The organism is Rheinheimera sp. (assembly GCF_965283995.1).
Classification (GTDB): domain Bacteria; phylum Pseudomonadota; class Gammaproteobacteria; order Enterobacterales; family Alteromonadaceae; genus Pararheinheimera.
The window spans coordinates 3,293,383-3,316,025 of the sequence record NZ_CBDIQG010000001.1 but is presented as its reverse complement, the minus strand read 5'-3'; the positions used below and the strand labels follow the sequence as shown (position 1 = coordinate 3,316,025).

General features: G+C 53.3%; 23 protein-coding genes. 12 read left to right on the top strand and 11 right to left on the bottom strand.

The annotated features are described in order from the left end of the window. Positions 1 to 55 precede the first annotated feature (55 nt). From tatA to hemB, 8 genes are all read left to right on the top strand, one after another. Positions 56 to 361, top strand: coding sequence for a twin-arginine translocase TatA/TatE family subunit (gene tatA, locus ACQ66Q_RS14810; protein ID WP_377248880.1), 306 nt, complete (start codon positions 56 to 58; stop codon positions 359 to 361). After that, entirely contained in the window at positions 361 to 846 is a 486-nt protein-coding gene (gene tatB, locus ACQ66Q_RS14805) for a Sec-independent protein translocase protein TatB (protein ID WP_430457509.1), read from the top strand. The genes tatA and tatB overlap by 1 nt, the downstream gene beginning before the upstream one ends. Next, the gene (gene tatC, locus ACQ66Q_RS14800; RefSeq protein ID WP_430457508.1) at positions 824 to 1,591 is read left to right on the top strand and encodes a twin-arginine translocase subunit TatC; all 768 of its coding nucleotides are present in this window, start codon (positions 824 to 826) and stop codon (positions 1,589 to 1,591) included. The genes tatB and tatC overlap by 23 nt, the downstream gene beginning before the upstream one ends. A 13-nt stretch (positions 1,592 to 1,604) precedes the next feature. Then, a complete protein-coding gene (locus ACQ66Q_RS14795; RefSeq protein WP_430457507.1) occupies positions 1,605 to 2,111 on the top strand; it encodes a hypothetical protein in 507 nt (168 codons plus the stop codon). Positions 2,112 to 2,211: 100 nt separating this feature from the next. After that, positions 2,212 to 2,730 (top strand): hypothetical protein, encoded by a 519-nt coding sequence (locus ACQ66Q_RS14790; protein WP_430457506.1) that lies wholly within the window; start codon positions 2,212 to 2,214, stop codon positions 2,728 to 2,730. Then, on the top strand, positions 2,720 to 3,523 hold the full coding sequence (locus tag ACQ66Q_RS14785) for a TatD family hydrolase (protein ID WP_430457505.1): 804 nt from the start codon (positions 2,720 to 2,722) through the stop codon (positions 3,521 to 3,523). Before ACQ66Q_RS14790 ends, ACQ66Q_RS14785 begins: the two co-directional genes overlap by 11 nt. Next, on the top strand, positions 3,516 to 4,337 hold the full coding sequence (locus ACQ66Q_RS14780) for a GGDEF domain-containing protein (RefSeq protein WP_430457504.1): 822 nt from the start codon (positions 3,516 to 3,518) through the stop codon (positions 4,335 to 4,337). The genes ACQ66Q_RS14785 and ACQ66Q_RS14780 overlap by 8 nt, the downstream gene beginning before the upstream one ends. After that, complete coding sequence (hemB, locus tag ACQ66Q_RS14775; protein WP_430457503.1) at positions 4,321 to 5,334, top strand: porphobilinogen synthase; 1,014 nt, start codon at positions 4,321 to 4,323, stop codon at positions 5,332 to 5,334. Before ACQ66Q_RS14780 ends, hemB begins: the two co-directional genes overlap by 17 nt. 64 nt (positions 5,335 to 5,398) lie before the next feature. Here the strand turns inward: hemB and gppA are convergent, their stop codons facing one another. Together gppA and rhlB are read right to left on the bottom strand one after the other, a co-directional pair. Then, the gene (gene gppA, locus ACQ66Q_RS14770; RefSeq protein ID WP_430457502.1) at positions 5,399 to 6,943 is read right to left on the bottom strand and encodes a guanosine-5'-triphosphate,3'-diphosphate diphosphatase; all 1,545 of its coding nucleotides are present in this window, start codon (positions 6,941 to 6,943) and stop codon (positions 5,399 to 5,401) included. Further along, positions 6,909 to 8,195, bottom strand: a complete 1,287-nt coding sequence (gene rhlB, locus ACQ66Q_RS14765) for an ATP-dependent RNA helicase RhlB (RefSeq protein ID WP_430457501.1) — start codon at positions 8,193 to 8,195, stop codon at positions 6,909 to 6,911. Before rhlB ends, gppA begins: the two co-directional genes overlap by 35 nt. Before the next feature lie 162 nt (positions 8,196 to 8,357). On the opposite strand from rhlB, the gene trxA reads away from it, so the two are divergent. The 4 genes from trxA to ACQ66Q_RS14745 all read left to right on the top strand — a co-directional run bounded on the left by trxA (position 8,358) and on the right by ACQ66Q_RS14745 (position 12,928). Beyond that, positions 8,358 to 8,684, top strand: a complete 327-nt coding sequence (gene trxA / locus ACQ66Q_RS14760; RefSeq protein ID WP_430457500.1) for a thioredoxin TrxA — start codon at positions 8,358 to 8,360, stop codon at positions 8,682 to 8,684. Positions 8,685 to 8,876: 192 nt separating this feature from the next. Beyond that, the gene (gene rho / locus ACQ66Q_RS14755) at positions 8,877 to 10,145 is read left to right on the top strand and encodes a transcription termination factor Rho (protein ID WP_430457499.1); all 1,269 of its coding nucleotides are present in this window, start codon (positions 8,877 to 8,879) and stop codon (positions 10,143 to 10,145) included. Between the two features lie 271 nt (positions 10,146 to 10,416). Then, complete coding sequence (locus ACQ66Q_RS14750) at positions 10,417 to 11,712, top strand: NAD(P)/FAD-dependent oxidoreductase (protein WP_430457498.1); 1,296 nt, start codon at positions 10,417 to 10,419, stop codon at positions 11,710 to 11,712. Positions 11,713 to 11,857: 145 nt separating this feature from the next. Continuing rightward, positions 11,858 to 12,928 carry a DUF3083 family protein gene (locus ACQ66Q_RS14745; RefSeq protein WP_430457497.1) on the top strand — a complete coding sequence of 357 codons (1,071 nt, stop codon included), beginning with the start codon at positions 11,858 to 11,860 and terminating at the stop codon, positions 12,926 to 12,928. On the opposite strand, the gene thpR is transcribed toward ACQ66Q_RS14745, so the two are convergent. From thpR to ACQ66Q_RS14700, 9 genes are all read right to left on the bottom strand, one after another. Further along, on the bottom strand, positions 12,925 to 13,479 hold the full coding sequence (gene thpR, locus ACQ66Q_RS14740; RefSeq protein ID WP_430457496.1) for an RNA 2',3'-cyclic phosphodiesterase: 555 nt from the start codon (positions 13,477 to 13,479) through the stop codon (positions 12,925 to 12,927). The two genes, ACQ66Q_RS14745 and thpR, sit on opposite strands and share 4 nt — an antisense overlap. Next, entirely contained in the window at positions 13,469 to 14,008 is a 540-nt protein-coding gene (locus tag ACQ66Q_RS14735; RefSeq protein ID WP_430457495.1) for an isochorismatase family protein, read from the bottom strand. The genes thpR and ACQ66Q_RS14735 overlap by 11 nt, the downstream gene beginning before the upstream one ends. 25 nt (positions 14,009 to 14,033) lie before the next feature. Continuing rightward, positions 14,034 to 15,095 carry a DUF418 domain-containing protein gene (locus tag ACQ66Q_RS14730; RefSeq protein ID WP_430457494.1) on the bottom strand — a complete coding sequence of 354 codons (1,062 nt, stop codon included), beginning with the start codon at positions 15,093 to 15,095 and terminating at the stop codon, positions 14,034 to 14,036. A gap of 163 nt (positions 15,096 to 15,258) precedes the next feature. After that, positions 15,259 to 16,575, bottom strand: a complete 1,317-nt coding sequence (gene deoA, locus ACQ66Q_RS14725) for a thymidine phosphorylase (protein WP_430457493.1) — start codon at positions 16,573 to 16,575, stop codon at positions 15,259 to 15,261. Positions 16,576 to 16,584: 9 nt separating this feature from the next. Further along, a complete protein-coding gene (locus tag ACQ66Q_RS14720; RefSeq protein ID WP_377248932.1) occupies positions 16,585 to 17,013 on the bottom strand; it encodes a cytidine deaminase in 429 nt (142 codons plus the stop codon). A gap of 94 nt (positions 17,014 to 17,107) precedes the next feature. Beyond that, on the bottom strand, positions 17,108 to 18,304 hold the full coding sequence (locus ACQ66Q_RS14715) for an MFS transporter (RefSeq protein ID WP_430457492.1): 1,197 nt from the start codon (positions 18,302 to 18,304) through the stop codon (positions 17,108 to 17,110). 192 nt (positions 18,305 to 18,496) lie between these two features. Next, entirely contained in the window at positions 18,497 to 20,386 is a 1,890-nt protein-coding gene (locus ACQ66Q_RS14710; protein WP_430457491.1) for a methyl-accepting chemotaxis protein, read from the bottom strand. Positions 20,387 to 20,527: 141 nt separating this feature from the next. Continuing rightward, entirely contained in the window at positions 20,528 to 21,340 is an 813-nt protein-coding gene (locus ACQ66Q_RS14705) for an amidohydrolase (RefSeq protein ID WP_430457490.1), read from the bottom strand. Positions 21,341 to 21,350: 10 nt separating this feature from the next. Next, the gene (locus ACQ66Q_RS14700) at positions 21,351 to 22,511 is read right to left on the bottom strand and encodes a methionine aminotransferase (protein ID WP_377248944.1); all 1,161 of its coding nucleotides are present in this window, start codon (positions 22,509 to 22,511) and stop codon (positions 21,351 to 21,353) included. Positions 22,512 to 22,643 lie beyond the last annotated feature (132 nt).

Here is a 22,643-nt window from a genome sequence, read left to right as displayed (position 1 = left end):
CGGTTAGACAACAAGCGTATACTGGAACGGTTTTTACTCTGAGGAAGTACATATTATGGGTCTTGGCGGCGTAAGTATTTGGCAATTACTGATTATTCTGGTGATTATTGTGTTGCTGTTTGGCACCAAACGGTTGCGTAACATCGGCAACGATTTGGGTTCTGCTATTCGTGGATTCCGGAGTTCAATTAAAGATTCTGAAGAAAACACTGAACAGGACGCGACATTTCCAGCTGAAGTAAAACGTGACCCGGCAGTGACTGCACAGCCAACTGCCGCGACACAGCCAGCTGCACAACAAACGACTACGCCTGCGCAGCCAGCAGCAGCACCGGTCAATCAGGTTCAAGATAAGCACTGATGAGCTTCTGGGAACTGGTTGTTGTTGGCGTGGTAGCTTTACTGGTGTTAGGGCCAGAAAAGCTGCCGGGCGCAATCCGCTCAGTCACTGGCACTATCCGCTCCATCCGGCAATTTGGCCATCAGATGAAGTCGGAATTGTCAGACGAGCTGCGTGTGCATGAACTGCATGAAAAACTGCGCCAGGCTGAAGAAAAAGGCTTGCTAGGTTTATCCGCCGACGAAATTAATGCACTGGCGGAATTGCGTCAGGCCGCTGCCGACGTGAACAATCCTTATGGTCAAGGCAACACAATGCCAACCACTGAACCCCCAAGCGGCTTCAGCGCGGCGGCACCAGTACAAATTGCAGCGACGCCGGCTCCTGTCCTCGCCGCAGCAACACCGGTAACTTCAGTTCCGCCATCCGCAGCAACAGCCCCGGCTGCTGCACCTGCCAGCAATAACCACACAGCACAAGTGAATGAGCAAAAAACATCGTCATGACCCCAACAGCCTGATGGGGCACCTGATTGAACTGCGTAACCGCCTGCTGAAATCTATTGCTGCGGTGGTATTGCTGTTTTTAAGTCTGGCCTATTTCGCTAACGACATTTATCACATGCTGGCGCTGCCACTGCTGGCGTCTTTGCCCAAAGGCACCACGATGATCGCCACCGGCGTGGCCTCGACGTTTTTTGTGCCTTTTAAGCTGACCTTTATCGTCGCATTTGTGCTGGCGATCCCTTATGTGTTGTATCAAATCTGGAGTTTTGTCGCGCCGGCTTTATACAACAAAGAAAAACATTTGATAGCGCCGCTGATTGTGTCGTCGACATTGTTGTTTTATGCCGGCATTTCTTTTGCGTACTTCTTTGTATTTCCTTTGGTTTTTGGCTTTTTTACCAGCGTCACGCCGGAAGGTGTGGTTAATGCGCCGGATATCAGTACCTATCTCGATTTTGTCCTGCAGATGTTCTTCGCCTTCGGCCTCAGCTTTGAAATTCCGGTGGCTATGTTGCTGTTGATTTGGTCTGGCGTGATGGACAGAGCGACACTGATTGAAAAACGGCCGTATTTTATTGTAATTGCCTTTGTCGTCGCGATGTTTCTGACCCCACCAGACGTGTTGTCTCAAACCTTGCTGGCAGTGCCGATGTGTATTTTGTACGAAATTGGCATTTGGCTGGGCCGGTTTTATGAAAGACCAGCCGATCCGGAAGACGAACAACCGGAAGAAAAAACCGAATAACGGGAGTCTGTACATGCGTTGTTTTCCCGCGTTTGTAGTGGTTTGCAGCTTGTCTATCGCAACGCAGGCAGCGGCAAACTCACTGCAACAGTGTCGCGCCCTGACTGACGCCAACGCGCGCTTGTTATGTTATGACCAGTTAGCCGACACCGCTACCACCCAGACCAATACCTTGACTGTTGCTCCAGCAGCGCCGCAACCACTGGCAACAGCAAAGGCCGCACCTGTCGCTGCAGCAGTAACGGCGCAAAACCGTGATGAAGCCTTGTTTGGCACCAGTGGTGAGACCATTGAGTCTGCCATTGCTGATTTAACCGTGCAGGTTAAAACTGTGGCACAGGACTCACGCCAAAAATTACTGCTGACGATGAGCAATGGTCAGCGCTGGCTGCAACTGGATCAGGCTTTCCTGAAAGTCAGTGCTGGTGACAGCTGCGTGATCAGCAGCGGTATGTTTGGCTCCTTTACCATGAAATGTCAGCAAGGCCGTAAAGCAATCAAGGTAAAGCGGCTGCAATAACGCTGTGTCAGCCCAATCGGTGTGCTGATTGAGCGTTCGAACCTGACCATAAAAAATAAAGATTGCGGACTGGATACGCAACAACAAGACAGGAGTAGATATGCACCACATGTGGTTGATAACCGGTTTGATGGTCGGCACAGCCCAGGCCCAGAGCGCCGATCTCAGCACACAGCTGCAACAATGTCTGACGAAGTCGCAGGAGCAGGCCCGCCTGCAATGTTATGACCAGCTGGCTCGTGGCCTGAGCACTGTGCCTGCTGTGCCTGCTGTGCCTGCTGTGCCTGCTGTGCCTGCTGTGCCTGCTGTGCCTGCTGTGCCTGCTGTGCCTGCAACAGTAACCCCGGCAGCAGATCCTGTCGATAGTTTTGGCCTGGAAAACCGCGCACCGGAACAACAAGTGGACGACTTACGTCTCGAAGTGAAATCAGTGCGGCTCACAAAAAAAGGCCGTGCCGAAATCACCATGCAAAATGGTCAAATCTGGTTACAAAGCGACGATAGTCGTTTGGATATCAAAGCCGGTGACGTTTGTACTATTGAGCGCGCCATGTTGGGTTCTTTCCTGCTGAATAATGGCCGCAGCAACCGCAAGATCCGGGTGCGTCGTGTCGACTGACCCTGCTCGCTGGTTTGATGCTGGCGTTAATCTGTTCAGTGCACAGTTTGATGCCGATCGCCAGCAAGTCGTCATGCAGGCACAACAGGCCGGTGTTAATGAGCTGCTGCTGATCAGCAGTGACCTCAGCGAAACCCTTGATAATGTCCAATTCTGCCGGCAACAAACCGGCTGTTACACCACCGCCGGTGTGCACCCGCATCAGGCCGACCACGTCAGCGCCGATTGGCTGATACAGCTGGAACAACAACTGCAGCAACCTAATGTGGTTGCAGTTGGCGAATGCGGGTTGGATTTTAACCGGATGTTCTCTGAAAAAGCGCAGCAGCTTCGCGTGTTTTCTGCCCAACTTTCTCTTGCCAAACAACAGCGAAAAGCGGTTTACTTACATGAACGTGACGCTTTTGCCGACCAGATCGCTCTGCTGCAGTCGCACCAAATCAACCATGGCATTGCCCATTGTTTTACCGGTGATGAAACTGAGTTGCGCGCCTATCTGGACCTCGGTTTATACATCGGCATTACCGGCTGGCTGTGTGACGAACGCCGGGGTCAGTCGTTGCAACAGGCGTTGAACTATGTGCCGCTGGACCGCTTGGTCCTGGAAACGGATGCACCTTATTTGTTACCGCGCAATTTGACCGACAAACCGAAGAACAGGCGCAATGAACCAGCCTTTTTGCCCGCTATCGGCGCAAAAGTCGCCGCGTTGCTGCAGCTGGAACTCAGTGCTGTTGCAACAGCCAGCCGGCAGAACGCCCTGCAGCTGTTCGGGATAAACGCCGATGCCTGATTTCCAGCCTGTACTTTTTTTCTTCAGCCCACTGTTACAATTTCCGTGGTTATTCATCTTTGTCACCAGTCTGAGTGTCAGCATCGGTGCAGCGCTCTGCGCTTTAGTGGTCTATCGCAAGCAATTGATCTGGCAGCGCGAAACAGCTGAACGATTAGAAGACAGTATTCAGTCCCGCACACTGGAGTTACAGGTGGCGCTAACCGAACTGGGTGAGAAAAACCGCGCGCTGGAAGAACAGAACACGCTGGATGCGCTCAGCGGCGTGCGCAACCGCGCGTATTTTGACAAAAAAATCCAAGCAGAAATGAAGCGTAGCCGGCGGGAACAACGCCCGCTGGCATTGGTGATGCTGGATATTGACCACTTCAAACAAATTAACGACCAACATGGTCATCTTGCCGGTGATGCGGTGATCCGTGGGGTCGCACAGCGTATTCAGTCTTTACTGAAGCGGTCCAGTGACCATGTCTGCCGCTACGGTGGCGAAGAATTCGCGCTGATCCTGCCAAATACTGATGCCGACGGCGTGGTGGCATTGGCCGAGCAGATCCGTCAGAGCATCGCCGATACGCCGTTTGATACGGAGATTGGCGCGCTGAGTGTCCGGATCAGCGCAGGTTGTTATGCCGCCATCGCCGAATCTGCTATGGTCAGCAGCAATTATATTCAGGCCGCCGACGAAGCGCTGTATCGCGCCAAACATGCCGGGCGCAATCAGGTTCAACTGACGCCGGCGCCAGCAGCAGAAACAGCCGCCGGACAGCCTGTGACCGAACCAACCGAAGGAACTGCGGATGAATCCGAACTCTAGTTATTTCCCTGCCGGCCGTCTGCGCCGGATGCGTGCCGACGATTTCAGCCGCCGGCTGATGGCCGAACACCAACTCACTGTCAACGATCTGATTTACCCGATGTTTATTATCGATGGTGACAATAAACGCGAAACCATCGCTTCGATGCCTGGCATTGAACGCATGACGCTGGACCTGTTGTTGCTTGAAGCGCGTGAACTGGCAGCTTTAGGCATTCCGGCTATCGCCATTTTCCCGGTGACCGCTGCAGATAAAAAATCGCTGGCCGCAGAAGAAGCCTGGAACCCGGAAGGTTTAGCACAACGCGCAGTGCGCTTGCTGAAACAGCACGTACCGGAGCTCGGCATCATCACCGACATCGCACTCGATCCGTTCACCACACACGGTCAGGACGGCATTATCGACGACAAAGGTTATGTGCTGAATGACATCACCACCGATGCATTGGTCAAACAGGCGCTGTCACACGCGGCGGCCGGTGCCGATATTGTTGCACCGTCGGATATGATGGATGGCCGCATTGGCGCCATTCGCGAAGCGCTGGAAGCTGAAGGTTATGTCAACACCCGCATCATGGCGTATTCGGCCAAATATGCATCGAGCTACTATGGCCCATTCCGTGATGCCGTCGGCTCGGCCGGCAATTTAAAAGGTGGCAATAAAAAAACCTACCAAATGGACCCAGCCAACAGCAATGAAGCGTTACGTGAAGTGGCGATGGATCTGGAAGAAGGCGCCGACATGGTGATGGTGAAACCCGGCATGCCTTACCTGGATATTGTCCGTCGGGTCAAAGATGAATTTGGCGTACCCACTTTTGCTTATCAGGTCAGCGGTGAATATGCGATGCATGTCGCGGCGATTCAAAATGGCTGGCTGGCAGAAAAGCCGGTGGTGATGGAATCGCTGCTGGCGTTTAAACGCGCTGGCGCCGATGGCATCCTGACTTATTTCGCGAAAAAAGTGGCGATTTGGCTGAAAGAGCAATCGGTCTGAGCGTCGCACTGTCCACAAATAAAGAAGGCCGCAATTGCGGCCTTCTTTATTTGTGGACAAGAGATCAACGTACCTGCAGTTGCCAGCCAGCGGCTTGCTGGTAAGCGACTTCTTGCTCCAGCTCAGCCCGCATTAACGGATGTTGCTCTAGCCAGCCTTTTGGCAATGCGACCAACAACACCTCGGCCTGTGCACTGATCTGCACTTCGGGCAGCGCCTCATGCTTACGCCGCATCGACAAAATAACCGCCAGACGCAGAAGTCGGGTCAGCCTTACCGCCAACAACACCGACGTCATCGTCTGCTTGGCAATAATGTCACGCTGAATATCGGCGCGGTGATTAAATACCAGTGCCATCAGCAGTTGTTGCTGCGCACGGGTAAAACCAGGCAATTCGGTATGGCTAATAATATATGCACCATGATGATGGTGATTTTTGTATTCGATGAGTAAACCCAGCTCGTGCAGCAAAGCGCCTGCCCGCAGCATACTCAGGCCTTCGAATTTAGCGAGGTTCCATTGATCCTGCAGTTGATGCGCCAGTTGCAGCGCCATTTCTGCGACACGGTTGGCGTGTTGCTGGTCGATGTAATAGCGCACCATCAGACTGGCAATAGTGCGATTACGGACGTCGGTATGCTGCAACTGTGGCAACATGCCGTACAGAATGCCTTCGCGCAGCGCACCGCCGGACAGCGTCATGCCGGGAATATGTAACTGCCGGAACAGGCCAATCAGGATCGACAACCCGGACGCAAACACTTGTTTGCGCTCCTGCGCCAGGCCGACGATATCGAGCTTATCGATCTGACCACAGGCAATGCTCTGCTGCATGATGGTCTCCAGCCGCGCTAGGGTGATGACTTCATCCATGCCCTGACCGACCAGAATTTCCTGCATCGCCTGCACAGTGCCGGAAGCGCCAACTGACAACTGCCAGCCAGTCCCGAGAAATAAAGCGGCGACGCCTATGGTTTCAGCTTCTGCGGCGGCAATTGCCGCATTAAAGTTGTCTTCGCTGAGTAAACCGTCGCTGAAATATCGATCGAGATAAGTGACACAGCCCATATGCAGGCTGGCCAGATGCAGCGGAGAAAAGCCGTGGCCGATCACCATCTCGGTTGATGCACCGCCGATATCAATCACCAGCCGGTTACTGTCTGAACTGGATGTATGGGCCACACCAAGGTAAATCAGTCGAGCTTCTTCTTCGCCGGAAATGACTTCTATGCGGTGGCCGAGGATTTTCTCAGCTTCGGTCAGGAAAACTTTGACGTTGTGAGCGAGGCGTAACGTCGCAGTGCCGACGATACGGATATTATTTGATGGAATGTCCTGCAACCGTTCGGCGAACAGCGCCAGGCATTCCCAGCCACGGGTCATGGCTTTTTTACTGAGGACCAGATTGTCATTCAGACCACTGGCCAGACGCACTTTGCGTTTGACGCGGCCAATCACCTGCACACTGCCACCAACAACTTTCACCATCAACATGTGAAAGCTGTTGGAGCCAAGATCAATCACAGCATAAATATCCTGATGCTGTGTAGAACCCGGCAGCACAAAGCCGGTATCAACGAGGTCGGGTGCGAGCTGGTCTTGGTCCATTCGAACTTCCACGGCCACCACTACGATTTTGACCTGGTCTTGGCTGGCCCATCCGACGCCGTACGCGCGCCTTTGGTACCACTAAATCGGTCAATAACGCACTGGCATCGTATTGAGTAACAGCGATTGAGTGTTTGATATAGTCTTCAATGGCAGTCAGATTCAGCGCATAACGTTCGCAGGCAAAACTGATCGCTTTGCCGCTCTCGCCGGCGCGGCCAGTCCGGCCAATCCGGTGCACGTAATCTTCACAGTCATCCGGCAGATCAAAGTTAAACACATGGCTGACTTTTGGTATATGCAGACCACGCGCCGCAACGTCTGTCGCGACCAGAATATCTAGCTTGCCACTGGTAAAATCGTCGAGAATCTTCAGCCGTTTTTTCTGAATAACATCACCGGTCAGCATACCAACCCGGTGACCGTCAGCTTCCAGCCAGGCGAAAATATCTTCGCACCAGTGTTTAGTATTGGCGAATACAATGGCTTTATCCGGCCACTCTTCTTCCATCAGTGACAACAACAATGGAATTTTGTGGTCGCTCGATGGATAGAAAAGTTCTTCACTGATGCGGCTGCCGGTCATTTGTTCCGGCGCGATGTGGATATGTTCTGGTTGGTTCATCTGTTCAAACGCCAGTTCCTGCACTTTATAAGATAAAGTGGCAGAAAACAGCAGGCTCAACCGTTCTGTGGCAGGTGGCATGCGGCGGAACATAAAACGGATGTCTTTAATAAAGCCCAAATCGAACATCCGGTCGGCTTCATCCAGCACTACTACCTGGATTTGCGACAGGTCATACAGACCTTGTTTCAGGTAATCAATGAGCCGGCCTGTGGTACCGATCAGAATGTCAGCACCTTTTTCCAGCATCTGGCGTTGAGAATCGTAACCCTCGCCCCCATAAATCAGAGCAAGCTTAAAACCGGCACTTTTTGCCAGCGCTTCTGCGTCGTTGTGAATTTGTACGGCCAGTTCACGGGTCGGCGCCATAATAATAGCGCGCGGCTGACCTGAACCTTTTGGCTCATGGTTCAGTAAATAGTGAAAAGTCGCTGTCAGAAAGGCCAGGGTTTTCCCAGTACCGGTCTGAGCTTGTCCGGCAATATCTTTGCCCGCTAATGCTAACGGCAAAGTTTGCGCCTGGATCGGCGTACAATATTGATAACCTTGTGCACTCAGTGCATCAAGGATCTGAGGCGCCAGCGCGAAGTCGGCGAACTTATGTGTAGTGAGATGTGTTTTATTCATAGCCACTAAGCATAACCGTTGCGCTTGCAATAAGGAACAGTCCGGATAAAATTGAAGCGAGTTTTTTAACAGGTATTTCAGGCCTTGCCGACGATGCGGCCAGGTCCGGTTTAATGGCAACACAGCCGTGCAGATAACGGCCCTGCCCCAGTGGAGAGAGTAATGAGCGACAAAATTTTACAAGTGACCGACGACAGCTTTGAAGCGGACGTGTTAAAGGCGACAGGCCCGGTTCTGGTTGACTTCTGGGCTGAATGGTGTGGTCCTTGCAAAATGATCGCGCCAATCCTGCATGATGTTGCTGAAGAATATGCAGGCAAAGTGACTGTGGCAAAAGTGAATATCGACCACAATCCGGATACACCACCGAAATTCCAGATCCGCGGCATCCCAACATTACTGTTGTTCAAAAACGGTCAGGTTGCGGCGACCAAAGTCGGCGCTCTGTCAAAAACTCAATTAAAAGAGTTCCTTGACAGCAACATCTGATATCGGTTGCAGAAAAGGCGTATTTTTTATACGCCTTTTTTTTGTTTGAACTAGACGGCCAAAACTTATCCTGCTAAGGTGTAATCCAGCAACTTTTCTAAAACCCGCTTGCTCGTTGACCAATCCAAACCCTTACTGCATTTGCTCAGCGAAAAGCTTTCTTTCCGTTTTGATACACAAGAATCCATCAATATGCATTTAACCGAACTGAAACTGAAGCCGATTAACGAGCTGGTTGATCTGGCTGAGTCCATGGGCCTCGAAAACATGGCCCGTCTGCGCAAGCAGGACATCATTTTCGCCATCTTAAAATCTCACGCCAAAAACGGCGAAGAAATCTACGGCGATGGTGTTGTGGAAATTCTGTCCGACGGCTTTGGTTTCCTGCGTTCTTCTGATAGTTCTTACCTGGCAGGTCCGGATGACATCTATGTGTCGCCGAGTCAAATCCGCCGCTTTAACCTGCGCACCGGCGACAGCATCTCAGTCCTGATTCGCCCGCCAAAAGAAGGCGAACGTTATTTTGCCCTGCTGAAAGTGAACGAAGTCAACTTCGGTCGGCCGGAACAAGCGCGCAACAAAATTCTGTTTGAAAACTTAACGCCACTACACGCCAATTCCCGTCTGCGGATGGAACGTGGTAACGGCAGTAAAGAAGATATCACTGCCCGGGTACTGGATTTGGCCTCGCCAATCGGTCGCGGTCAGCGTGGTTTGATCGTTGCTCCGCCAAAAGCCGGTAAAACAATTCTGCTGCAAAATATCGCTCAGTCGATTGCATCGAATTACCCGGAATGTGTGTTGATGGTACTGCTGATTGACGAGCGTCCGGAAGAAGTCACCGAGATGCAACGAATGGTTAAAGGTGAAGTGGTCGCGTCCACTTTCGACGAACCAGCCAGCCGTCACGTGCAGGTTGCTGAAATGGTGATCGAAAAGGCTAAACGTCTGGTCGAACACAAAAAAGACGTGATCATTTTACTCGACTCTATCACCCGTCTGGCCCGAGCCTACAACACCGTGATCCCGAGTTCAGGCAAAGTGCTGACCGGTGGTGTCGACGCCAACGCGCTGCATAAACCAAAGCGTTTCTTCGGTGCAGCCCGTAACGTCGAAGAAGGTGGCAGTCTGACCATTATCGCTACCGCGCTGGTTGATACCGGTTCGAAAATGGACGAAGTGATTTACGAAGAATTTAAAGGCACAGGTAACATGGAATTGCACCTGTCGCGCAAAATCGCTGAACGCCGTGTATTCCCGGCCATCGATTTCAACCGCTCAGGTACCCGTCGTGAAGAACTGCTGGCGTCGTCAGAAGAGCTGCAAAAAATGTGGATCCTGCGCAAAATTCTCAATCCGATGGATGAGACCGATTGCATGGAATTCCTCATTGACCGGCTGCAAATGACCAAAACCAATGACGAGTTCTTCGATTCGATGAAACGGGCGAAAAACAGTTAACCCTTAAACCGGCCCTCGAGCCGGTTTTTTTATAGCCATGGACGGTTGCACACAGCACGCAGCGTGTGGCAAGACCACCAGGGATGGTGGTAATGAAGCAGAATCTTGCTGTTTCTGATGTTGGGCTGCTTCGGCAGATCAGGTAGAGCAGGATTCAGTCGTAGAAACCCGGTGGTGTCTGCGCCGTTGTCAGTTGCAGGAGTTGGGCCTGCCACTGTCAGCGTACAAGACAAAAATCTTGTATCTCGATAACAAACAAAGGTTAGGAAAAATGGCAATTCCCCGTATTCTCGTTATTGGCGGTGGCGCAGGTGGGCTCGAACTGGCAACCAGTTTGGGCAACAAACTCGGCAAATCTGGCCGCGCCGCAATCACTCTGGTCGACCGCAATCCGACCCACATCTGGAAACCGCTGCTGCACGAAGTAGCCACCGGTACACTGGATGTCGATATCGATCAAATTACCTATCGTGCTCACGCCAGCGCCCACCATTTTGAATTCCAGTTGGGAACAATGACCGGGCTGGACAGAGACCAGCGCCAGGTCATTCTGGCACCGCTGACCGATGAACAAGGCGAAGAAGTATTGGCTGAACGCCGTGTTGGCTATGATTATCTGATACTGGCCATTGGCAGTATTTCCAATCACTTCAATACCCCAGGTATCGCCGAACACTGTATTTTCCTCGATAGCCCTGCCCAGGCAAATCGCTTTCAGCGGCGTTTGCTCGAAGCCTATATCAAACTGAATTCACCGCAACATCCAAAAGAAAACCTGAATATCGCCATCGTTGGCGCTGGCGCCACCGGCGTGGAACTGTCGGCAGAGTTGCATCATGCCGCCCGTGAACTGAATCAGTACGGTTTTAATGAGATGAAACGCGACCGGCTGAAAATTACTGTGGTAGAAGCAGGTCCGCGTATTCTGCCGGCACTGCCGGAGCGGATCGCGGCCGCGGCACATCAGGAACTGGTCAAACTCGGTGTTGATGTGCGGGTCGCAACCAAGGTGACGGCAGCGACTGAAGATGGTCTGCAGTTAGGTGATGAATTCCTGCCGGCAGAACTGATGGTGTGGGCAGCTGGTATTAAAGCGCCGGATTTCCTGAAAGATTTAGCGGGTCTGGAGAACAACCGGCTGAACCAGTTGCTGGTATTGCCGACGTTACAAACCACCCGCGACAGCCAGATTTATGTCATTGGTGATGCCGCCGGTTGTCCGCTACCGGACAACAAATGGGTACCACCGCGCGCCCAATCGGCGCATCAGATGGCGTCACACGTACTGAAAAACCTGACTGCGGCGCTGAATGGCAAACCGCAAACTGACTACCAGTATAAAGACCATGGCTCGCTGATTTCGCTCAGCCGTTTTGGCACTGTCGGTAGTCTGATGGGTAATCTGGTGGGCGGCGCGATGATGATTGAAGGGCGCATTGCCCGGATGGCCTACATCTCGCTGTATCGGATGCACCAGGTAGCGTTGCATGGCTGGTTACGCACCATTGCCATTTCGGTGATTGGCCGGATCAACAAGATTATTCGCCCACGGCTGAAACTGCACTAGAACAGATATATTGAGAGCACACAGGGACCTTTTCGGTCCCTATTTTTTTGCCTGATTTTCACCAAAGCTTGCGCCAAGACAACTTCCCGTCCCGAAAAACTTCCTACACTGTGCGCCGAATCCTGAGACCGAACACGGAGCCGTTATGCACTCTTCTTTGCACAAAGTTTATATTCCGCAAACCGCCAAAGATAATCAGTATCTATTGGCCGAACTGCAGGTCAGCGAAGCCTTACTGGCGCAATATGATGATCAGGCCAGTTGTTACAAAGAGCTCGGCCAGCTGTTTTTCACGCTGTGCCAGCAGGCGGGCTTGCGCCATGTCAGCTTTATCGCCAATGACAAATTGCCGGTGGTGCGTTACCACACCGAAGCCTTCAGCTTCCAGACTCAAGACCAAATCCTGTTTTTTTATAATCCGCGTTATCACGAAGCTCAGCATAGCTTTATCGACCCGTACCACCGCGCCCGAAAAATCAGCCTGTTATTTCTGGCCACCGGCAGCGAGATCCGGCCGCAGGCGGCGGCGTTCCATCAGCAGGTGGTGCAGGTCGTACAACAGTTCCGGCAACGTTTGCCGTTGCCTGAGCAGACGATGAAGCTGCGCGACCATCAGCATTTGTCTTATGATTTATTTGCCCGGCAAAAAGGCTGTAACGACAGCTACGGCTACAAATTACGCGATCTGGAAAAGCGCTACGAAGCACGTGACGTGGCAATTCCGCCGTCCCATCAAACGATGAATTACGCCATCGTCAGCCTGCCATTTAGCCGCAAAATCAAAGAAGTGCTGGGCGTAGATCCAGAGCAAATGCCGCCTTGGTCTGGGTTATTTGTGCGCCTGGAACATTTACTGACAGACGCGGCTAGTGCCAACCAATTGCTGCATGTTGCACTGGTCGCTGACGGGACTTTACCGCTGGTGCGCAATAGCCATTTGGATAAAGCCCGCGCCGGCCGCGAGCTGCGGATGCTGAATTTTGATTTAACCAGCCCAGTGCTGCAGCTGCAAAGCCATTGGCAACCTGATGTGCTGCCAGACACCGTGCATCTGGTGTTCGCCGCGGGCCGGGATGACAGCTCGGAGTGGGGTTACGGCCATTTTATGAATCAGGTCGAAACTGCATTAAAACAGCTATGCCGTAACCTTGCATTGCAGGGCGATACTGACGACTGCGTGATCCGTTTTCACCAGCATCTGAGCTATCTACTCTAAACCGTTACCAGCGGCAAAGACGCCAGTACCGGGTAACGCACCCCTGCTGGCGTCGAGACCGACTGATACAAGTGCAGCTCAGATGGCTGCACTTGTAATGCAGGCACTGTGACAGGCGACTGTGGCAATTGTTTTGCACTGCGCGCCAATGTCAGATGCGGGTGCAACGGATGTTGTGATGGTGGATAACCAGCGCTGGCAGCAGCCTGCGTGATACTGATATCCAGATCCCGTAATGCCGGATCTGTAATCTCCCCTGCCAGACACAACACCTTTGGCCCAGGCCAACACAGCAGTTGCTCCAGCCTGACCGAGAACGCCGGCAATGATGTTGCGCTCAGTTGGCCCCAGAGCACACGAGCCTGTGTTTCGCTGCTTTGACCTAAAAACCTCAAGGTCAGATGCAGGTTCTCTGCCGGTACCGGTTTTAATCCAGCCGGTAATGTCGCTAACACAGCCGCAATTTGCTGCTGTTGCGCCGGATTTAAAGCCACACCGACAAAGAGCCGGCAATCACCACCTGGCCAGTGGAATGCGTGGTCAGTTGGCAAACAACACCTCTGCCGCCGGTATTGGCCGGATCGGGACACCAAAACTGCGAACAGCTGCCAAAGTCGCATTATGGTGGGCCCGGATACTGGCCGCAGCTAAATGCGGCTTATCGTGCGTCGTATGGCTGTCTGCCACTAAATCGACGGCATAACCATGTGCGGCAGCACTGCGGACCGTCGTATCGACACAAAATTCGCTGGCATAACCGGCAATCACTAGCCGGCTGATCTGACGCTGCTGCAGTAATTGCTGCAGATCGGTACGTAAGAATGAATCCGGCGTAGTTTTACGCACCAACAAATCATCCTGAGCCAGCTGCAACCCCTCGACCAGTTGCCAACCTGCGCTTTGATAAGCCAATACTGATCCCGGCGCTTCGTGACAAACAAATATCACCGGTCGTTGTGCCTGACGGGCTGCCTGGTATAGCTGCTGCAAACGTTTTAACACGCCGGCATAATCATCCGGCAGCCGATCGGCAAATAACCCTTGTTGCATATCGATAATAACCAGTGCAGTCGCGTCCAATCTTGTACTCCTGTGCCTTGCCACTTTATGCAGATCTGGTGGCGCCGGCGACTTTTCGCAAGCACCATTCCAATGGTCCGCTGTGAAAATGCCGGCGATGCCAGACTGAAAATAACCCAAACAACATTAAATAGACGCAGGCGCTGGCCACAGCCAACGGCAAAGATGCCTGCTGTAACAGCCCCAGTGCTTCGAGTATGCCAAGCCCTAACAGAATATGCGTCAGGTACAAGGTCAGCGCCAATCTGCCCAGATGTTCAAGCTGTTGCACCAGTGGATGGCTGGCATACAAGCTGGCTACTTTCACCGCCAGTACCAGCCAGATCAGCGTTGAGCCCATGGCAGAACATACATATAAGGGTAAAGGGGGCATTGGCGATGTTGTTCCGAGCCAGACAGACCACTGCGGATCAGTACAGAATCGCGCCAGCGCTTCTGCCAGCAGAACCAGACCACCGCCAGCCACCAACAGCCGCCATTGCACTGTTTTGTGTTGCCAGTTCAGCCGCCCCAGCCACAACCCGAGCAGTAAGAACGAGAACCAGGGCAACAACGGATGAAACCCATTCAGCCACAAATTGCGCCAGAAACCAGCCCACGACCAGAATTCAGGGTAAGTCAGACTAGGCCAGTGCCAACCATCGTTGTAGTCAACCCCGAGCCACAGTGCGAACGGAAACGCCAGCACCACCACCAATGCCAGACTCAACAGCAGACTACCGCGCCAGAATAGCAGCAGACTGGCAAGCGCCAACATAACCCCGTAATAATGCAGAATATCGGCCGGCCAGACCGTGACAAAGCCGAGTCCAACAATAAACAGAAATACCGCCCGGCGTAGCACTTGTCGCCGCGCTTGCTGTTGTACGGCCACGGAGCCCAGTAGCCGTGCCTTGGCACTGAGCAGGCTCAGCCCAATGCCCGCCAGCGTGACAAATACAGCCGCAGCACGGCCGTCCAGCAGGTCCAGTCCAAATCCGCTGTCCGCGCCAGCACCGCTGAGCATCGCGACCTTAAAATTGACCAGCACCATCACCAGCATGGCGATGGCCCGTGCCAGATCAAAACCTGTAATCCGTTGTGACATTCAAATTCTCCGTAGTTGCACGCGCACAGCATGCGACCACGCGGGATCCGTCGATAGCTGGAAAGTGTCAGCGCAGCAGGCGAAAATGCTACAAAGTTTTTCCGGGGCTGGGCATTAGGCAAAAAAAAGCCCGGTCATAAACCGGGCTTCATCTGCGTTTGTGTTAATCAATCACTTTATGCACAATCGGCTGCAAACTTACCGCGTTGTCACTGAAACTCAGCGCCGCCAGATATTCAGCAGAGGCTTTGGCCGCCGCTTCAACAGAAGCTGCATGTACCCGCGCCAACACGTCACCGGCGGCGACTTTCGAACCAAGCGCCTGCACGTCACTAAAGCCAACCACGGGGTCAATCACCTGCGCCGGATGCGCACGACCACCACCTAAACGCACCACAGCCATACCGACCGCAGTGGTATCGCTGGCCGCCAGGTAACCGGCTTGTGGTGCGACGATGTCCTGCACCACTGGCGCTTTGCCGAGATACAGCTGCGGTTTTTCCAGCAAATCGGCCGGACCACCCATCGCAGCGACCATCTGTGCAAAAATTTCCGCCGCTTTGCCTGACGTTAAGCTTTGCTCCAGTGCCGCTACAGCGCTGGCTTTGTCGGCAAATAAGCCAGCCAGTTGCAGCATGCTGGCGCCCAGCTCCAGCGTGACCTGATGCAGCCGTGGCTCGCGGTATTTACCGGTCAGATAATCCAGCGTTTCCAGCACTTCCAGTACGTTACCGGCAGTGCTGCCGAGGCATTCGTTCATATCGGTCAGCAGCGCCTGCGTCGGCACGCCGGCGCCTTTGGCGGTGTTGACGATACTCTGCGCCAGTGCTGAGGCATCGTCGATATTTTTCATAATAGCGCCGGAGCCGATCTTGACGTCCATCGTCAGCACGTCCAAACCCGCCGCCAGCTTTTTCGATAAAATCGACGCGGTGATCAGCGGAATGGATTCAACTGTCGCAGTCACGTCACGAATCAGGTACAGCCGGCGATCGGCCGGTGCCAGTTCACCACTTTGGCCGACAATGACACAGCCCAAGCGCGCCACTTCACGCTGAATAACATCCAATGGCTGCGTGCAGCTATAGCCCGGAATAGTTTCCAGTTTATCGACGGTACCACCGGTATGACCGAGGCCGCGGCCGGCAATCATCGGTACATAGCCACCACAGGCGGCAATCATCGGCGCCAGCATCAGGCTGACTTTGTCACCAACACCACCGGTCGAATGTTTATCGACCACCGGGCCATTCAGTTTGCCCTGCCAGTTCAGCACGGCGCCGGAATCGCGCATCGCGCGGGTCAGCGCAACCGTTTCTTCGGTGGCCATGCCGTTTAAATAAATCGCCATGGCAAGCGCCGCCGTTTGGCCTTCGCTGAAACTGTTGTCGGTCAGCCCGGTGACAAACTGCTGAATAGCCGCTTCCGGCAGCTTGCCGCCATTACGTTTTAACTTGATGATTTCCTGCGGTAAATACATAAAGAGTCCTTAAGATTTAACCTTGGTACTGGCCGCCAAATAAGTCGGCGTGAAGGCATCAGGCAGCAATTCGGCGAGAGTCCAGCTTTGCAGTGCACCTAAGTGGTTGCAGCTGGCGACCGGGCTGTCCGGCGTAAAGAATTCAGCAATGACCTGACGGCAAATACCACAAGGTGGCGTCAGTTTGTCTTGCGGGGTGTAGACGACTAAAGCGGCAAACTGGCGTTCACCGGCGACGACAGCAGCGGCGATGGCGTTGCGTTCAGCACAGGTCGTGCCGCCATAAGAAGCATTTTCGACATTACAGCCAGTATAAATGCGGCCTGAGCTGGCCAGGATGGCAACGCCAACCGGGAAATGACTATAAGGCGCGTAGGCCTGATCCGATGCAGCTTTTGCCTGTAATTGCAGTTGTGCCCAATCGATAGTTGTATTCATCCTCAATCTCACAGGATAGTTCGGGCAGCATGTTATGCGCTTAAAAGCCCCAACAATCAAGAGGCTCGTGGCGAAAACATCATCAGTTGCTAATTTAATGTACGATTTTTGTAGGATTAGATGGCTGGACTGCCGGCATTGCCAGCCGACTGAACCACCAGACCGAGGCCAATAACCAAACCGCCAGCAGCGGTAGCATCCAGAAGGCCTGGCCAATACCAGCTTGTTGTGCCCACAGGCCAGTGCCGAGGCCCGCCAGCTGACAACCCAGCGAACCCGCGATATTCGACAAGCCTGACAGGACCGGGCCGTTATCAGCATCCAGATCCATCGCCGTTGATAACAACAGCGGATAGACGCCGCCAAGGCCAAGCCCTAACAGCAAATTACCCAGCGCCAGTGCCGTCGCACTATCCATGGTTTTTACCAGCAATGCGCCGCTGACCATCAGTAAAACCAACACCCGGAGCAGCTTTTTACTGCCGAGCAGCGGAATAAACCAGGCAAAACCCAGGCGGCTAATCACCATCCCGGCAGTGAAAAAGGCGAATATGAGCCGGGCCTGTTCAGTATCAAAAGGTAATGCCGCACTGGCATAACTGACAAACCAGTTGCCATTGCCCCACTCAACGGCACCATAACCAAACATGGCAAAAGCCAGCGCCCAGAATACTGGTTTTTTCAGCACCACCCGATACGACAGGCTACGCCGTACCGTGTCAGAGTGGCCGGCCAGTTCCAACTGCTGTCTGGATAACCAGAACGCATAACCCGCCAACCCGACTAAACTGAGCGCCATCAACCGCACCGGCCAGCGCCAGTCTTCCTGCCACCAGTACAACACCACAACCAGAAAAGGCGCTGCCAGCGTGCCGAGGCTAAACATAAAGTCCATCAGCCCCATCATTTTGGCGCGTTTATTTGCGTGCAGCCGCGCAATCAGTGTATGACCAATGGTAAACATCACTGAGGCAATCAAACCAAATAAGAAGATGCCGGCAAACAGCTGCCAGCGTTGCTGTAGCATCGAGATGCCAAACAGAATGACGGTTTCAAGCAGCGCCAGCACGGCAAACAAGCGCAGAAATTCGAACTTCTGCACATATTTACCGCCGATAAAAGCGCCGCTAATGGTACCCAGCGCCATCGTCATGAAAAACCAGCCGCTTTGCGCCGGATCCAGCTTCAGTTCACGGCTCAGATCCGGCAGCAGAATGCCCCACAGGATGATCAGAATCCCCAGCAGGAAAAAGCCGCCAAAAATCATGGCTGTGGGGTGAAAGCGTGACATAAGGCGAACTCCGGACTGAATGATCATGCAGCTGTGCCTGACTATTATACCGGTGTAAGCGCTTTACCGGCAGCGCTTACCGAGAAAACAGTCTGGGTTCACCAACTTTCGTAATTGCCAGCCGCCTAAGATCGCAGCAACGGTTTCGCTCCGTATACCAGCCACCAGTCCGGCGCGAAACCGTTCGAATCATTACACCTTAAATTTCAGCACCATGGCTTCGAGCTGATCAAACTGCTGTTGCAAGGCCTGGCATTCCTGCAGGGTCGCCTGCAGATTCTGCTGACCTTGCGCGGACAAGGCGCTGATCTGGTGAATATCGTGATCAAGCGAGTGGATCACGCTGTTTTGTTGTTCGGTGGCATCGGCCACTGCATGGTTAGCGCCGTCGATCGCGTGAATCGCCTGATTGACCTGCTGCATCCGTTCGCCGGCTTCACTGGCCAGTGCGACGCTGCGGCCCGAATCGGCGATACTGGCTTTCATCACGCTGACTGCGCTGGCCGATCCAGCCTGCAACTGCGCAATGATAGTTTGCACCTGTTGCGTCGATTGCTGGGTGCGCTGTGCCAGTTGTCGCACTTCGTCAGCAACCACAGCAAAACCACGGCCGGCATCGCCGGCGCGCGCCGCTTCAATCGCAGCATTCAGTGCCAATAAATTGGTTTGCTCTGACACACCGCGGATCACTTCCAGCACCTGACCAATACTGGCGGTGTATTGCTCCAGACTATCCATCGTTTGTTGCGCTTCGGCCATTTTGGCTGCTAAGGCCTCAATCGCCTGAATATTCTGGTTCAGCGCCTGCTGGCTTTGTGCAGCGGTGTGATTGGCGGCACTGGCCAGCTCAGACGCCTGACCAGCATTGCCGGAAATACCGGCCGCGCTGGATGACAACTCATTAATGGCGGTCGCCACACTGTCCGTGCGTTGCACTTGCTCGCTGTACATCTGCATACTGGACTGCGTTTGTTGCAACAAACTGTGGATGGACTGATCGAGACTTTCCGTTGTGGTTTTGACCTGGCGGATCGAGCCATGGATTTTGTCGACAAACTGGTTAAATGCATGCGACAAACGGCCAAATTCATCGTTATTCTGCACCGTCAGCCGGCGGGTTAAATCACCTTCGCCCTGAGCAATATCTTCAATCGCCTGATTCAACACCACCATGGGCCGCATCAGCACCTGTAATAAGAATTTCATCAGTGCGACAATCGCCAATACACCCAACACGATGTACAGCAGTGCCATATTGCGGAATGAATCCACCGAGGCATACACCAACTGCGGGTCCACGACGACACCTAAATACCAGTTAACGTTGTTGATGCCGGTTACCGGAATAAAAGACACCAGCCGTTCCTGACCGGCAATAGTGACCTCGGCAAAGTCTTTTTCCAGAGGTAAGGCTTTGCCAAAATACTCGGACATCAGTTTATCGTTTTGCTGTTTTTCCGGATGGCTGAGGATCCGGCCTTGTTCGTCCAGCAAAATGGCAAAACCAAAGCCTAAAAAGTCGGTTTCATTGACGATGCGACTGACGGTTTGCATGTCGATATCACCGCCGGCGACACCGCTAAACTGGCCATCGCGTTGCATCGGCACGACGGCAGTCAGCGTCAGATCATTGGTCGTGACATCGACATAAGGCGTGGTAAAGGCTGTGTCGCGTTTTTGCTCGCCGAGTTGATACCAGGGCCGGCCGGTCGGGTCATAATCAGCCGGGAGCTGTACGGTCGGGTCGTCGAGTAAAAAAGTCCGTTCAGCGGTACCGATATAGACGTTTTTAAAGGCACCGGCGCTGCGCGCATCCTGTAATCGACGGATAGTGGTGGCTTTGTCGTCGCTGGTTTGATGCCCTTCGGCCACCGCTTTGACAATTTGCAGCCGCGCATTGAGCCAGTTTGAGATATTGCGGGACACTGACTCCGACACTTCGGTCAGCACAGCTTCGAGCTGGTCATGGGTCTGACCCCGTAGCAGCACAAAATTATTGATGGTAAACAAACCCAACACTGTGACCAGTAGCAGCGAAGCCGCCAGCGTGACTTTGGTGGTGAACTTAAATGTCTGAAACATAGGTACGCCTTTGTTTTTATGTCGGTTTGTACTTTTCCTTTGTAACAAAAGCCATCCGCAAAGTCTCGTCTCTACGCTATCAATTTTGCCGGTGATCCCGACAAAACAGCCTGCACAGCTGTTGGCGCCAGCAGCTGAAACTTATTCAGCTGTCAGGATAAATGTATCGGCATCAAGCCCCGCTGGAAATTGCCGGCGAAATTGTTGTAATGCCAGCAAATCCAGGCGGCAGCGCAATACACCGGCTTCGCCCGGCGCCAGTTCAGCTAATGGCTCGCCCAGATAATTCAGTATCACCGAATCGCCGCTATAAGCATGACCGTTTGCATCCTGCCCGACACGGTTGCAACCCAATACAAAAGCCTGATTTTCAATAGCGCGCGCCTGCAATAATGTACTCCAGATCCGGCTGCGTGCTGCCGGCCAGTTCGCCACATAAATCACTGCGTCGTAATCGTTCTGATTGCGCGAAAACACCGGAAACCGCAGGTCGTAACAGACCTGCAGTAGGAGGCGGAAGCCTTTAAATTCAACGATCACACGGCGCTGACCTTGCTTGTAATGCTGATCTTCGCCGGCCATACGGAATAAATGCCGTTTATCGTAATAAGCGATTTTGCCTTCTGGCTGCACCCATAACAGCCGGTTAAAAATACCGGCATCGGTTGATACCGCCATCGAACCACAAATCACCGCACCAAGCTGCTGTGCCTGTTGCTGCAGCCATTGCAAAGTCGGGCCTTGCATAGTTTCTGCGATCTGCCGGCTTTGCATCGAAAAACCACTGTTGAAGGTTTCTGGCAAAATGATCAAATCAGCACCTGAGGCTTGCCACAACAAAGGCTGCAATAATTCACGGTTCGCTGCGGCATCCTGCCAGATCAGTTCAGTCTGGATCAGTGCCACATCCAGGCTATCAGTTTGGACCTGTCCGGCAGTGACATTCTGGCTCATGTTGCATTCCTCACGATGCTATCGGAGACAGCGCCTGCAGTCTGGCCGCGGCCTGCTCTAAGGTGTGCTGTTGTTTGGCAAAACAAAAACGGATGATCCGGCTGTCCTGCTCCTGACGGGAAAATACCGACAGCGGGATCGCCGCGACACCCACTTCGGTGGTCAGCCAGTCGCAAAAACGCACATCATCCAGCGTACTGACTGCGCTGAAATCGACCAGTTGAAAATAAGTGCCCTGACAAGGCAATAACCGCAACGCAGAACCACTGAGTAACTGCTGAAACAAATCACGTTTTTGCTGATAAAACGCCGCCAACCCTGTCACCAGCTGCGGAGCAGTATCAAGTAGCTCAGCGATGGCATATTGCGCCGGCGTAAAACTGGAGAAAGTGACGTACTGATGGATTTTGCGAAATTCCGCGCTCAGCAGTTTTGGGGCTGTGCAATAACCAAGCTTCCAGCCGGTGACATGGAAGGTTTTGCCAAAAGATGACACGATAAAACTACGCTCTGCCAGAGCCGGATACTGTCGGGCACTTTGCGGCTTGCGGTCATCAAACACCATATGTTCGTAAACTTCGTCACTGATACAAAACAGGCCATGACGCTGCACCAGATCCGCCAGCGCTTGCCAGTCCAGATCGGTGAATACCATGCCGGTCGGATTATGTGGGCTATTAACAATAATCAGCCGGGTGCGGTCACTGATGCGTCGCTCGACCGCGGCCCAGTCCACCCGATAATCCGGCGCACACAACTGAATATGCACGGTTTTACCGCCGGCCAGTTCGACGGCTGGCTGGTAACTGTCATAGGCCGGGTCAAATACGATGACTTCGTCGCCTGTGCGCACCAGCGCCTGAATGGCGACAAACAAGGCCTCAGTGGCGCCGCTGGTGATGGTCACTTCGCTATCGGCACAAACCTGCACCCCATAAACCCGCTCGATCAGCCTGCTGATTTGTTGTCTGAGCTCCGGCACACCCGGCATCGGCGCATATTGATTGCGACCCGCCAGTACCTGACGGTTTAACGCGTCCAGCAAGCGTGGCTCGGCCGGAAAATCCGGAAAGCCCTGCGACAAATTCAGCGCGCCATGTTGCTGCGCCAACTGTGACATCCGGGTAAAAATGGTCGTCCCGACCGCCGGTAATTTACTTTTCAGTTCCATCAGGGTGCCTTCGCCGTACTGCTTGATCTGTACGCCATGCTAGCACTTCAACCGCGGCCCGCCTATCCGTCCAGCTGTGCACAACGGCAACGTAAGGAAAAACGACTTGGCCGCTTTTTTATCCGGTGCTAT

Bases quoted from the DNA above. Each gene is read 5' to 3' on its own strand.
- tatA (WP_377248880.1), top strand. From the start codon at position 56: ATGGGTCTTGGCGGCGTAAGTATTTGGCAATTACTGATTATTCTGGTG.
- tatB (WP_430457509.1), top strand. From the start codon at position 361: ATGAGCTTCTGGGAACTGGTTGTTGTTGGCGTGGTAGCTTTACTGGTG.
- tatC (WP_430457508.1), top strand. From the start codon at position 824: ATGAGCAAAAAACATCGTCATGACCCCAACAGCCTGATGGGGCACCTG.
- ACQ66Q_RS14795 (WP_430457507.1), top strand. From the start codon at position 1,605: ATGCGTTGTTTTCCCGCGTTTGTAGTGGTTTGCAGCTTGTCTATCGCA.
- ACQ66Q_RS14790 (WP_430457506.1), top strand. From the start codon at position 2,212: ATGCACCACATGTGGTTGATAACCGGTTTGATGGTCGGCACAGCCCAG.
- ACQ66Q_RS14780 (WP_430457504.1), top strand. From the start codon at position 3,516: ATGCCTGATTTCCAGCCTGTACTTTTTTTCTTCAGCCCACTGTTACAA.
- hemB (WP_430457503.1), top strand. From the start codon at position 4,321: ATGAATCCGAACTCTAGTTATTTCCCTGCCGGCCGTCTGCGCCGGATG.
- gppA (WP_430457502.1), bottom strand. From the start codon at position 6,943: ATGGACCAAGACCAGCTCGCACCCGACCTCGTTGATACCGGCTTTGTG.
- rhlB (WP_430457501.1), bottom strand. From the start codon at position 8,195: ATGAATAAAACACATCTCACTACACATAAGTTCGCCGACTTCGCGCTG.
- trxA (WP_430457500.1), top strand. From the start codon at position 8,358: ATGAGCGACAAAATTTTACAAGTGACCGACGACAGCTTTGAAGCGGAC.
- rho (WP_430457499.1), top strand. From the start codon at position 8,877: ATGCATTTAACCGAACTGAAACTGAAGCCGATTAACGAGCTGGTTGAT.
- ACQ66Q_RS14750 (WP_430457498.1), top strand. From the start codon at position 10,417: ATGGCAATTCCCCGTATTCTCGTTATTGGCGGTGGCGCAGGTGGGCTC.
- ACQ66Q_RS14745 (WP_430457497.1), top strand. From the start codon at position 11,858: ATGCACTCTTCTTTGCACAAAGTTTATATTCCGCAAACCGCCAAAGAT.
- ACQ66Q_RS14730 (WP_430457494.1), bottom strand. From the start codon at position 15,095: ATGTCACAACGGATTACAGGTTTTGATCTGGCACGGGCCATCGCCATG.
- deoA (WP_430457493.1), bottom strand. From the start codon at position 16,575: ATGTATTTACCGCAGGAAATCATCAAGTTAAAACGTAATGGCGGCAAG.
- ACQ66Q_RS14720 (WP_377248932.1), bottom strand. From the start codon at position 17,013: ATGAATACAACTATCGATTGGGCACAACTGCAATTACAGGCAAAAGCT.
- ACQ66Q_RS14715 (WP_430457492.1), bottom strand. From the start codon at position 18,304: ATGTCACGCTTTCACCCCACAGCCATGATTTTTGGCGGCTTTTTCCTG.
- ACQ66Q_RS14710 (WP_430457491.1), bottom strand. From the start codon at position 20,386: ATGTTTCAGACATTTAAGTTCACCACCAAAGTCACGCTGGCGGCTTCG.
- ACQ66Q_RS14705 (WP_430457490.1), bottom strand. From the start codon at position 21,340: ATGAGCCAGAATGTCACTGCCGGACAGGTCCAAACTGATAGCCTGGAT.
- ACQ66Q_RS14700 (WP_377248944.1), bottom strand. From the start codon at position 22,511: ATGGAACTGAAAAGTAAATTACCGGCGGTCGGGACGACCATTTTTACC.